This is a genomic window from Nonomuraea sp. NPDC049028 (genome assembly GCF_043197735.1).
Classification (GTDB): Bacteria; Actinomycetota; Actinomycetes; order Streptosporangiales; family Streptosporangiaceae; genus Nonomuraea.
Map to the genome: position 1 here is coordinate 58,484 of NZ_JBICTR010000004.1, position 11,853 is coordinate 70,336.

The following is an 11,853-nucleotide window of genomic DNA, read 5'->3' on the forward strand; positions in this document are numbered from 1 at the left end:
CGTGACAAACTGCCGCCATGCCCACGGAGTCGTCTCCTCTCACCATCGCTCAGCTCGCCGAGCTGGCCGGAGTTTCCACCGCGACGGTCTCCAAGGTAGTGAACGGCCGTTCCGCGGTGTCGTCCGAAACCCGCGCCGCCGTGGAGGAGCTCATCCGCCGGCACGGCTACCGCCGCCAGCGCCGCCGCTCCACGCCGGCAGCCCTGGTGGATCTCGTCTTTCACGCTCTGGAGGGCGACTATCCCGTCGAGATCACCAAAGGCGTGGCGGAGGTCGCGCGAGAGCACGACCTCATGGTCGGGATATCGGACCTGCGCCGTGACCACACCGCCCGAGACGCCTGGCTGGAGGGCGTGCTGCGGCGCCGTCCGATCGGTGTGATCGCGGTGTTCTCCGGCCTGACCGAGACCCAGCACGAACAACTCGCCCGCCGCGAGATCCCGCTGGTCCTGCTGGACCCGGCCGACGATCCCGCGCGGCACATCCCATCGGTCGGCGCCGGCAACTGGACCGGCGGCCTCACGGCCACCCGCCACCTCCTGGAGCTCGGGCATCGCCGCATCGCCATCATCGCGGGGCCCGACTCCGCACTGTCCAGCCGGGCCCGTCTCGACGGCTACCGCACCGCCCTCGACATGGCCGGCGTGCCCGTCGACCCGGCGCTGATCGGCCGGGGGGACTTCTTCATCGAGGGCGGTATGGCCGAAGCGCACCACCTGCTGCGCCTGCCCGACCGGCCGACCGCGTTCTTCGCCACGAACGACGGCCAGGCCATCGGCGTCTACCACGCGGCCCATCAGCTCGGCCTGCGCATCCCGGATGATCTCAGCGTGATCGGCTTCGATGACATGCCATCGGCGCGGTGGGCCATTCCACCGCTGACCACCATCCGCCAGCCCCTCACCAAGATGGCCGCCGCGGCAACCTCGATGCTGCTGACGTTGGCCCATGGCGAGCAGCTGCCACAGAGCCGCGTCGAGCTGGCCACCGAACTCGTCGTACGGGAGAGCACCGCGCCTCCCGCACTCCCGTCCGCCTGAGCCGAAACGCGTCCTCGACCGTCGGCCGCCGCGCACAGCGAGCACGACAGACGGCCCCTGCCCTCTACGGCCGAACTCGCAGCAACACCCAGCCGTGCGCCTGCGCCGACGGCAGCTCGGGCGGCGCCGTCCCCGCCACGCTGCCCGGGCCGATCGCTTGCCCCCGCGACGCGTCCGGCTCCAGACAGCCGGACGCGAAGCTGAGGAGACGTCAGGAGATGGTGAGCGTGCCGTCCGCGTTACGGGCGCACGTGACGATCGTGCGGGGCGCCGCGGCGGAAGCGCCGGTCAGGCACTGGCCGAGGACCGTCTGGCCCGCGGCGTTGGGGTGCCACGACTCCTGGCAGGTCTGGAAGTAGGTGACGCAGGTGTTCGCCGCCCGCTGGATGCCGATCTTGTCCCAGCCGGACAGGCTGGTGATGAACGTGCCGGACGGCCCGTCCTGTACCCGGACCGGCGTCGCCAGCGCACCCGCCGGGCTGTCGGGGTTCTCGCAGAGCCTGGCCCCGTCGAAAGCCCTCTGGACGTCCAGTACGCGCAGGTCGGCCGCCGGGCGTTCGGCTGCCAGCGTGGCATACGCGTTCTCGACCAGGGAGCCGAGGTTCTCGGAGAACACGTGCCCGGGGGCGAGGCTCGCACGGTGGATCGGGCACCCGGCGGCGTAGCGCTCGGCGCCGAGCGCGCGGAACTTGTCGCGGGTGTCGGTGCGGCCGTCCTCGTCGTAGTATTCCGGAGCGATGTCGGGCGGCAGCGGGTTGGTGTAGGTCTGCAGAATCACCTGGTGGGTGCCGTCGGCGTCGATCTGGTCGAGGGTGTCGAGGATCTGGCGCAGGCCCACGGTGGTCTCGGTGGTGGCGGCGGCGACCTCGGTGTCGGTGGCCAGGTCCGAGGCAGTGCAGGGTCTCTGCGGCACCTCGCCCTTCAGATAGGCCCAGAACTCCCACCAGCCTGTCCAGGCGTCGGCGATGAAGCGGTTGGCGCACAGCGTGGCCACGTCGCCGAAGGTGAAGTAGCTGTTGTTGGAGCCGAGGCCGACGAGGACGACGTCGATGTCGTGCGTCTGGGCGAGGGCGCGCAGCTGATCGAGTTGCGAGGCGACGGCGCGGCCCTCGGCCCGGGCGCTTGAGGGGGTGGCGATGTCGGCGGGCTGGGCGCCGGAGCACGCGAGGTTGAAACGTTGCTGAATGCCCGGGAGCGACGCCGTGAACACCGAGGCGTTCGCCGACCGGTGACAGAAGTAGGCGTTGCTGTTGGGCGCCGACCAGCCGGGGAAGGCCTGTGCCGTACCGGAGGCGTCGACGACGGGCTGGTAGTCCCCCGCGCCCTCCCCGCTGACGAAGCTGTCGCCGAGCGCGACGGCGGCGGTGGGCAGAGCCGCCTGCGCCGGTCCACTCTGCACGACCTGGATGCCCGCCGCGCTCACCAGGAGCATGACAGCTGCGGCGGCACGCTGGAGGAACCTCATAGCCACCTTATTTCCTACTAAATAAGTACGAAATACGCATGTGTGGATCACAACATGCCGCACCAGCGGCGTCAACAGGCCCGGTGTCTGTGGGAAGCTTCATGGTTGTCTGCGCATCAGAAGGCCGGGAAGGCCCAGCCCGAGGGATGGAACGGCTCGCGTTCGCCACGGAAGGCGAGGGAGGCGGCGGTGACCGCGCCGCCGCGCAGTTCCTCGACTCGGCCGACGGCCGCCAGGGACGACAGGGTGGTGCCGCCCAAGTAGGCCGCACCCAGTTCGGCGGAGGTCAGCCGCAGGTCGGCCCGGGCCCGGGTGCGTTCGCAGGTGACGGACTCGCCGTCGGCCCCCAGGTGGTAGCGTCCCGCGTTCCACGGGCAGAACGTGTCCTGGACCTCCAGAACCAGGTCCAGCGGGGTCGAGTAGCGGCGTCCCGCCAGCGCCCGGTCGACGTCCGCCAGGCGGACCCAGAGGTTGTCGATCACGGTGGCGCGGGTCGCACGCGGGTCGGTCAGCAGGTGCTTCAGCGGCTCGTCGATGGCGCCGTCGTAGCTGAGGTGGGTGTGAGCGTCGAGGTCGATGAGGAAGCGCCACAGGGCGGCGTACGACTGCCTGGTGGTGGCCGCGACCTCGATGACGTGCGCCGATCCCGGCTTGGAGCGGTAGAAGGCGTAGCCGCTGGCCTCGCCGCCGGGCTCCAGGTGGACGGCGTAGCGCAGTGCTGTCCCACCGTCGCGAACGCGCTCGCCGTCGGCCAGCCGGGCCTGCCAGAACTTCTCCGTGCGGTCGACCCAGCCGACTGCCGTACGGCGGGCGGTGTCGTAGATCTTCTCCAGCAGCGGCCGCGCCTTCTGACCGTCGAGCAGGCGGATCGTTCCGTCGCCGAAGTCGGTGCCGGGCCGCAGGGCCATGAACCTTTTGTCCGCCTGGATCTCGGCCACATGGCTGGCGACGCCGTACCCGAAGCGGCCGTAGATGGTGGCCTCGGCGGCGTTGAGCGCGGCGATCGGCTCGCCACCCGATTCATACAGGTCGGTGAGCTGCTTGCGCATCATCGCGGTGAGGATGCCGCGCCGCCGGTGCGTGGGCAGGACCGCGACCAGCGTGACGCCGGCGACAGGTGTGGCCGCGCCGGGGATCGTCATGATGCGGCCGTAGATCGACGCGCCGCCGACGATCTCCTCCCCGTCGTAGGCGGCGATCGTGCGTTCGGGCTCGATGGAAGAGGCGGCGTTCCTGAGGCCGCCCTCGTACCAGTCCTGGCCGTAGGTCGTGGTGACCATGCGAGCCCACGCGTCGAGCTCATGGGCGCCGATGGTTCGCAGCGGGTAGGTGGCTGTCATGCTTCGAACGTGGCCGGATAAACACACATGACGCATCGGGTGATCTGTGTATTTATATGCTGGCGCCGTGGTGGCGGAGCGCGTGGTCAGTCCGGTGTTCGTCGGCCGGGGCGAGGAGTTGTCGGCGCTGGCGGCGGCCTTCGACATGGCTGTGGAGCAAGGGCCGGCGGTGGCGCTGGTGGCCGGGGAGGCCGGGATCGGCAAGTCGCGGCTGCTCGCCGAGTTCGCGCGGTCCCTGGGTCCGGAGGTACGGGTGGTCGAGGGCGCCTGCGCGGAACTGGGCAGTGACGGCCTGCCGTACGCGCCGTTCGTGACGGTGCTGCGCAGGCTGATCCGGGTCGAAGGGGTCCTGCCAGGGCCCTACCGCCAGATCGCCCGCTGGTTCCCCGAGCTCGGCGAGGCGGGTGACGCGGAAGGCGGTAGACACCGGCTGTACGAGGAGGTCCTGACGCTGGTCGAGCGGGTGGCCGCGGATCGGCCGGTCGTCGTCTCGATCGAGGACCTGCACTGGGCGGACGCCGCTACCCGCGAGCTGCTCGGTTTCCTGGCCAGGAACCTGGCGCAGGCCGGCGTGCTCCTGGTGATCACCTACCGGCCGCCGGGGAACGGCGACGAACTGCTCGGGCCGCTGCTGTCCGAGGTCTCCCGCCGCCCGCGCACCACCACGCTGCGGCTGGATCGCCTGGATCGGCAGGAGGTGGGCCGCCAACTGGCCGCGATCCTCGGCGCGGAGCCGGACGCGGCCACCGTACACCGCGTGCACGAACGCAGCGACGGCAATCCGCTGTTCGTCGAGGCGCTCGCCCGTGCCGGTGAGCGGACCCCGGACAGCCTGCGCGACCTGCTGCTGTACGGCCCGCGGTCGCTGCCGGGCCCGGCCCGCGAGCTGTTGCGCATCGCTTCGGTGGCGGGCGGCCGGATCGGCCACCGGCTGCTGGCGCGGGTGGCCGGGCAGGACGGAGCCGAGCTGGACGTCCTGCTGCGGGAACTGGTCGATCGCGGCCTGCTCGTCACGGCAGGCGACGGATACGACTTTCGCCATGCCCTGATCCGGCAGGCGGTGTATGAGGATCTGCTGCCCGGCGAGCGGGCGCGCCTGCACGCGCGCTACGCCGCGGCCCTGAGCGACTGGGGCGCCCACGCGGAACTGGCCGCGCACGCCTACGCCGCCGGGGATCGCGAGCTGGCCCTGTCCGCCGCTTACCTGGCCGCGGGCCGGGCACGCGGGTCCTACGCCTACGAGGAGCAGGTCCGCATGCTCGACCAGGTCCTCGAACTGTGGGACCCGGAGGCACGGCTGGGCGCCGACAGGATCGACGTCCTGACCGGCGCGGCCGAGGCGTGCATGCTCAGCGGCGACTACGCCCGCGGTATCGACTACGCCACCGCCGGGCTGGCCGCGGTGGATGAGCGGCGTGAGCCCGAGCGGGCCGCCCAGCTGCTGGAGCATCGGGGCAGGCTGCGGCACCGGCTGAACGCGACCGGCGTTCGCGACTGGCAACGAGCACTGAGCCTGCTCCCTGCCGACCCCCACAGTCTCCAGCGGGGGCGGCTGCTCGGGGTGCTGGCCATGGGCCTGCTGCCGGAGGTGGACAAGGCTCGCGAGCCGTTCGAGGAGGCGCTCGGCATCGGCCGGCGCACTGGCGATCCCATGGTCACCGTCCGCGGACTGCTGGGCGTCGGGTCCATGACGGGCGACCTCGGGATGCTGGCGCAGGCCCGTACGCTCGCCGAACGGCTCGACAGCCACGACCTGTTCATGACCGTCCCGATGTACGAGGCCACGTTGCACACCAAGGCCGGCGACCAGCGGCGCGCCATCGAGGCGGCCTGTGGCGGCATCCGCCACGCCCGCCGGTACGGACTGGGCCGCAGCCGTGGCGCGGAGCTCGCTCGCTACGCCGGGCGCGGCCTGATCCTCGCCGGGCGGTGGGACGAGGCGGCCGCCGTGCTGGCCGAGAGCCTGCGGGAGGATCCGCCACCGCTGTCGCGGCAGGCTGTGCGCGCCCTGGCCGGCTACCTGTCGCTGCTGCGCGGGGACCTGGCCGCGGCGGCCGACGCGGCGGCCGAGGTGGAGCACGCCGACAGCGGAACCCTGTTCCCCCGCCATCAGCTGCTCTGCCTGCTCGCCGTCGCCCAGGGCGACCTTGTGCGTGCCGATCTGCTCCTGAGCCGGGCGCTGGCCGATCCGGCGCTCTTCCGGATCTACAGCAGCGATGCCCGGCCGGTCCTGGTCGCCGGCGCGCTGGCGCAGCGCGTACGGCTCGCCCAGGGCACCGGTGAGGACCTACGGCAGCGGGTCGCGGCACGGCAGGCCGAACTCGCCGCGGCTGATGCGGCGCTCGGCGTGGACGGGCCGCTCGACCGGGCCTGGCAGATCATGCTGCACGCGCTGATCGAGGACGAGGGCTGGGACCCCGTGGCGGCTGCCTGGCGGGAACTGGGCCAGCCGTACGAGCTGGCGCTGAGCCTGTTCCACGGCGCGCGAGCCGCACTGGCCGCGGGTGACCGGCCCGGCGCAACGGCCCGCCTCAGGGAAGCCGCGCAACTGGCCGAAGACCTGGGCGCCGCGCCGCTCGCTCGGGAGATCGCCCTGCTCGGGCGGCCCCGACCGGCGCAGGACGGGCTCACCGAGCGCGAGCGTGACGTGCTCCGGTTGATCGCCGAGGGTCTGAGCAACCGGCAGATCGCCGCCCGGCTGCACATCTCACCGAGTACCGCCGGCGTGCACGTCTCCCATATCCTGACGAAACTGGGCGCGGCCAGCCGCACCGAGGCGGCGGTCATCGCCTTCCATGACGGACTGACGAGGCCCGCCACCACCTAGGTGAATGACGCCACTCCGGCGAGTTCGGTGCGGTTGGCGACACCGAGCTTGGCGTAGATATGGGAGAGGTGGGTCTTGACGGTGCTTCGGCTCATGAAGAGTCGTGCTCCGATCTGCGGGTTGTTGAGGCCGGTGGCGGCCAGCCGTGCCACGCTCAGCTCGGTCGGGGTGAGGCTGTCCCAACCGGCGGCCGGCCGGTCGCGGGTACCCCGGCTACGGCGGACGTAAGCGACCGCGTCGTCGAGGGACAGCTCAGTGCCCGCCGCCCATGCCGTCGCGAACTGTTCACCGAGCGTCTGCCTGAGCCGGGCGAGCAGTTCGTCGTACTCACGTCGTTCGGCCACGCGCCGTGGATATCCCAGGGCCGCGCGTGCCGTGGTGCTCGCGGCCAGCGTCCGCACCGCGTTCGGCGGGGCCAGCCAGGCGGCGATCGCGTCCAGGCTGTCCACCCAGAACGTGCGCAGTCCGTGGGCGACGCGAATGGTCAGCGCCTCGTGATGCAGGTCGGGGTCACCGGTGAGAAGGGCCTGTTGCTGCAGCACGTCCGCGAGAACGCGTGGCATGCCGAGTTCGCCGGCGATGGCCGCCGCTCGGTCGAGCTCGCCGCGGGCGTCTTCGTACCGGCCGGCGCGCCGTAGGGCCTCTGCGTAGCCGGCGTGCACCTGCGCCGCGAGGTAGGTCGGCGCGACGTGCTCGGCCTGGCGCACATCGTGCTCGAACCAGCGCAGCGCCCCATCGAGATCGCCGCCGGCCACCAGCACTTGTGCGAGTGCCGCCCCCATGCCGGGCACGAAGACGGCTGCTTCGGCGTTCTCCATGAGCAGGAGCAGGGGCCGCATCGCCTCCAGCGCCGCGCTCACGTCTCCGGACGCGGTGTGCGCCGCGGCCAGGGCACCGCGTGCCATACCGACGCGCAGGTAGTCGCCGAGTGGCTCGGCGAGTTCGAGCGACTGCTCGGCCAGGCGGCGGGCCTCGGCCGGCCGGCCGCTCGCGAGCGCTCCGCTCGACAGGTACGCCAGCGTGGTCGACGCTATCCCGCGGTGACGGTGGCGCAGGCCGTCGAGTGCCGCCTCCAGCAGCGGGCGGGCCTCGTCGTGCCGGTCCTGCAGCTGTCTGATCATGCCCTGCAGCGCCAGCTGAGAATGCTTGAACAACTGGTCGCCCGCGAGGTCGGCGGAGCGGATCGCCTCGACGGTCAGGTCCCAGGCGGCGGTGAAGTCGGTGTAGAACCGGCCGACCGCCGCCAGGGAAAGGCACTGGCCGCGCAGGCTCTCGTCACCGTGGGCGGTGGCCAGTTCGAGCGCCTGCCGTGCCACGTCGTATTCCATGTCCAGCGGGCTCGTGGTGTCCGCGACCAGCGCTAACCCGGTGAGCAGCCGCGCCTGCAGCAGCGATCGGTCCGCCGGCACGCGGTCGATGGCGCGGCGCAGGAACGCGATGCCCTCGTGCCCGTGCCGATGCAAATGCCACAACCACGACAGCTCGGCGGCGAGGCGGCGTCCCCTGTCGGGATCGGTGGCGGCCAGCCCCCATTCCAGGGCGGCGCGCAGGTTGTCGTACTCACCCTCGAGCCGGGCGCGCCAGGCGTCGAGATTGGCGGCCCGCTCGGGCCCGCCGGCACTGAAGGCCAGGAAGTGGCCGAGATGGCGGTCGCGGACGAGGTGGACCTCCCCGGCCTCACGCAGCCGATCGGCGGCGTAGTCGCGGATGGTCTCCAGCAGCAGGAAGCGGGACACGCCGCCGCGGGTCTCCGCGACCACCAGGGACTTGTCCACCAGACGGCCGATGCCGGCGAGCACGTCGTCGCGGGCGACCACTCCGCCCGCGCAGACCGTCCGTGCGGCGTCCAGGTCGAACCCGGAAGGAAACACCGCGAGGCGGCGGAACACCGCACGGTCCGGCTCGTCGAGCAGGTCGTGGCTCCAGGCGATGGACGCCGCCAAGGTCTGCTGGCGCGCGGCGACGCCACGCGGGCCGCGGACGAGCAGGCCGAACCGGTCGTCCAGGCCGCGCTCGATCTGTTGCGGGGTGAGTGAGCCCAACCATGCTGCCGCGAGCTCGATGGCGAGCGGGATGCCGTCGAGCCGGGAGCACAGCACCCGTGCGGCGGCCTCACCCTCCTGGTCCAGGCCGAACAGCTGCCGCACCTGACGGCCCCGCTCGACGAACAGCCGCAACGCCTCGTCCGGGGCCAGCGGTGGCACCCGCCAGACCACCTCGCCCGGCACGGCCAGCGGCTCGCGGCTGGTGATCAGCACCGACAGCTCCGGGCACGACGACAGCAGCGTGCCGGTCAGCTCGGCGGCGCCGTCGATGACGTGCTCGCAGTTGTCCAGGCAGAGCAGCGCGCGGCGGCCGCGCAACTGCGCCGTCATCGACCGTACGGGGCCTTGGAGGGGTTCGATGAGCACGCCGAGCCTCGTCGCGACCAGCTCGGCGAGCCGAGCCTGGTCGCTGACGGCCGCCAGCTCGACCCACCAGACACCGTCCGGCCGGCGCGCGACCTCGGCGGCGGCGACCTGCGCGGCGAGCCGGGTCTTGCCGACGCCGCCGGTGCCGGTCAGCGTCACCAGCCGCCCGGTGTCCAGCAGCGCGCGCACCGCGGCCAGCTCGGACTGCCTGCCTACGAAGGTGGCGAGCTGGACGGGCAGGTCAGGGGGCGTTGCGGACGTCATGGCAGCGCTCAGTCTGCCATCGAAGCATGGCAATCGGCCACCGGAGAGTTCTAGGCTCGGCCACCTGGCCGATGTTCTGCTCAGCCGCCGAAGGCAGGCTTGCCGCGAACAGCCGAACTCGACGACCAGGGAGCGACGTGACACACCTGCGCTACCCGGTCCACCACTGATACAGCCACTCGAAAAGAGACATCATGTCGGATATATCGACACATCGGGATCGGATGCCCGGTCCGCTGGAAGTATCCGCGGACAACCCGCGCTACTTCACCGTACGTTCGGCCAGCCGGGCGGTGTATCTCACCGGCTCGCACATCTGGAACAACTTCCACGACGGCATGGGGCCCGGCGCGACCGCGCCGGCCGAGCCCGAGAAGATGGACTACCGCGCCTACCTGGACTTCCTCGCCGCTCGCGGGCACAACTTCATCCGGCTGTGGCGCTGGGAACAGTTCCAGTCGCAGGCCGCCGGCGGCGCGTACCACCTGAACATGAGCCCGCAGCCATGGCCGCGCACGGGACAGGGTACGGCCAAGGACGGCGATGCGAAGTTCGACCTGTCCCAGTTCGACCCGGCCTATTTCCAGCGGCTGCGCGAGCGGGTCACCGCCGCCGGCCAGCGCGGCATGTACGTGGCGGTGATGCTGTTCGACGGCTGGGCGCTGCACCTCAGCCCGGTGCCGGACAACGTCGAGGGCCATCCCTTCCACGCCGGCAACAACGTCAACGGTATCGCGATCACCTCGATCCTCGACCACCAGGTCCTGCCGCTCGACCCCGCCGTACAGGCGTTGCAGGAGGCCTACATCCAGCAGGTCGTCGACACCGTGCACGACCTGCCTAACGTCCTGTACGAGGTCTCCAACGAATCATCCGGAGGTGGCGCGGTCAGCCCGGAGCTGGCCGACGCGCTCGGTGTACCGCTGGAGACCGAGTGGGGCGACTCGACCGGCTGGCAGTACTGGGTGATCGAGTTCGTTCGGCGGTATCAGCGGCAGCAGGGATATGACCCGCGCCCGATCGGCATGACCATGCAGTTCCCGGTGGCCGACCAGACGCTGGTCAACGCGCCCCTGTTCGACGGGCCCGCCGACTGGATCTCGCCTGGCTACGACGACGAGATCTACCGCGAGGGCGGTCACCCGTCCGCCCCGGGCGGCACACCGTCGCGATGGCTGGACGACCCGCCGCCCGCCGACGGCCGCAAGGTCCTGCTCAGCGACACCGACCACTTCGCCCCTGGCCAGGGCGACGCCCTCTGGGTGTGGAAGGCGTTCCTGCGCGGCCACAACCCGATCTTGATGGACTACGGCCTCATCGACGGTGTCCCGTCGTCACAGGACGCCTTCGAACCGGCCCGCCAGGCGATGGGCGACACCCGGCGCTACGCCGAGCGGATCGACCTCATCGGCATGCCCCCTCGCGGCGACCTCACCTCCACCGGCTACGCGCTCGCACACCCCGGCAAGGAGTACCTCATCCTGCGGCCGGACGGGACCAGCGAGGTGTTCACCGCCGAGTTGTCGGCCGGCGCCTACACAGCCGACTGGTACGCCATCGACGAACGGACATCCCTGCCCGGCGACGAGATCACGGTGCCGAGCGACGGCCTGGTGAAGTTCACCGTACCGTCCACGATCCACGGCCCGGCCGTGCTGCGTCTGGCGGCCACCACCATCCGAGACCAGTGACCGTCATGTGGGAACTGGTTCCCCGGCTGCTCGCCGACAGCCGCTACCTCGTCCTTGCCACCGCCGATCGCCTAGGGCGGCCGTGGGCCACACCCGTCTTCTTCGCCGCCCGCGATGAGGACCGGCTCTTCTGGGTATCGGCACCGGACAGCAGGCATTCCCGTAACATCGCCGAACGCCCGGCCGTGGCCATCACGGTGTTCGACTCCCACGCGCCCATAGGCGGCGCCGAGGCACTCTACCTCGAGGCGAGCGCCGGCCCCGCCGACGATCCGGCCGCGGCGCTGACCACGCTCAACGCCCGCCTCCCCCCGGGCAAGCAACTCACGGGGGATGACCTCGCGCCGTCCGGCCCCATGCTGGCCTACCGCGCCGACGTACAGCGGCACTTCGTCCTGATCCGTGGAGGAGACGCACGCTTCGACAACGTCACCGACGCACGACTGCGCGTCACACGCCCTCAGGCAGGCACCCATCATGACCATGGATGAGCCCATCCACTCGATCATCACCTCACTCGACGGCCACATCAACGACACGGACGGCACCTTCGGCTCGACCACCCGCTCCGGCGCCGTCATCCTCGGCCGGCGGCTCTTCGACGTGATCGACGGGCCGAAAGGCTGGAACGACGACTCCGGCTACGGCGCTCGCGAAGTCGGCAAGCCCGCGCCCGTCGTCCTGGGCGCCGGGACCCCGCTGTTCACCGGTGCGGCGCCGCGCACGCTGGTGCGGCGGAGCGTGACCCCGACATCGACCGCGACGCACCTGACCTACGACATCCTCTGACGAGATCCTCTGCCGACGTCGTCGCG

Annotated in this window: 8 protein-coding genes; 5 read left to right on the plus strand and 3 right to left on the minus strand. The window is 71.4% G+C overall.

Features of this window, described 5'->3' with window-relative positions:
• Positions 1-17 precede the first annotated feature (17 nt).
• Complete coding sequence (locus ACGFJ2_RS15965; protein ID WP_393468636.1) at positions 18-1,040, plus strand: LacI family DNA-binding transcriptional regulator; 1,023 nt, start codon at positions 18-20, stop codon at positions 1,038-1,040.
• 211 nt (positions 1,041-1,251) lie between these two features.
• Here ACGFJ2_RS15965 and ACGFJ2_RS15970 read toward each other — a convergent pair whose 3' ends face one another.
• Together ACGFJ2_RS15970 and ACGFJ2_RS15975 are read right to left on the minus strand one after the other, a co-directional pair.
• The gene (locus ACGFJ2_RS15970) at positions 1,252-2,505 is read right to left on the minus strand and encodes a hypothetical protein (RefSeq protein ID WP_357960816.1); all 1,254 of its coding nucleotides are present in this window, start codon (positions 2,503-2,505) and stop codon (positions 1,252-1,254) included.
• A 116-nt stretch (positions 2,506-2,621) separates the two neighbouring features.
• The gene (locus ACGFJ2_RS15975) at positions 2,622-3,845 is read right to left on the minus strand and encodes a GNAT family N-acetyltransferase (RefSeq protein WP_393468639.1); all 1,224 of its coding nucleotides are present in this window, start codon (positions 3,843-3,845) and stop codon (positions 2,622-2,624) included.
• Positions 3,846-3,912: 67 nt separating this feature from the next.
• Between ACGFJ2_RS15975 and ACGFJ2_RS15980 the strand changes: the two genes are divergently transcribed.
• Positions 3,913-6,672, plus strand: a complete 2,760-nt coding sequence (locus ACGFJ2_RS15980; RefSeq protein WP_393468642.1) for a helix-turn-helix transcriptional regulator — start codon at positions 3,913-3,915, stop codon at positions 6,670-6,672.
• Here ACGFJ2_RS15980 and ACGFJ2_RS15985 read toward each other — a convergent pair.
• A complete protein-coding gene (locus ACGFJ2_RS15985; RefSeq protein ID WP_393468645.1) occupies positions 6,669-9,347 on the minus strand; it encodes a LuxR C-terminal-related transcriptional regulator in 2,679 nt (892 codons plus the stop codon). The genes ACGFJ2_RS15980 and ACGFJ2_RS15985 overlap by 4 nt on opposite strands.
• Before the next feature lie 224 nt (positions 9,348-9,571).
• On the opposite strand from ACGFJ2_RS15985, the gene ACGFJ2_RS15990 reads away from it, so the two are divergent.
• Genes ACGFJ2_RS15990 through ACGFJ2_RS16000 form a run of 3 tightly spaced genes read left to right on the plus strand, consistent with a single transcriptional unit; the run spans position 9,572 to position 11,827 of the window.
• Positions 9,572-11,038: a hypothetical protein gene (locus tag ACGFJ2_RS15990; RefSeq protein ID WP_393468648.1), complete on the plus strand. Its 1,467-nt coding sequence runs from the start codon at positions 9,572-9,574 to the stop codon at positions 11,036-11,038.
• Between the two features lie 5 nt (positions 11,039-11,043).
• Complete coding sequence (locus tag ACGFJ2_RS15995) at positions 11,044-11,529, plus strand: pyridoxamine 5'-phosphate oxidase family protein (protein ID WP_393470005.1); 486 nt, start codon at positions 11,044-11,046, stop codon at positions 11,527-11,529.
• Positions 11,522-11,827 (plus strand): hypothetical protein, encoded by a 306-nt coding sequence (locus tag ACGFJ2_RS16000; protein WP_393468651.1) that lies wholly within the window; start codon positions 11,522-11,524, stop codon positions 11,825-11,827. Before ACGFJ2_RS15995 ends, ACGFJ2_RS16000 begins: the two co-directional genes overlap by 8 nt.
• The last annotated feature ends 26 nt before the right edge of the window (positions 11,828-11,853 follow it).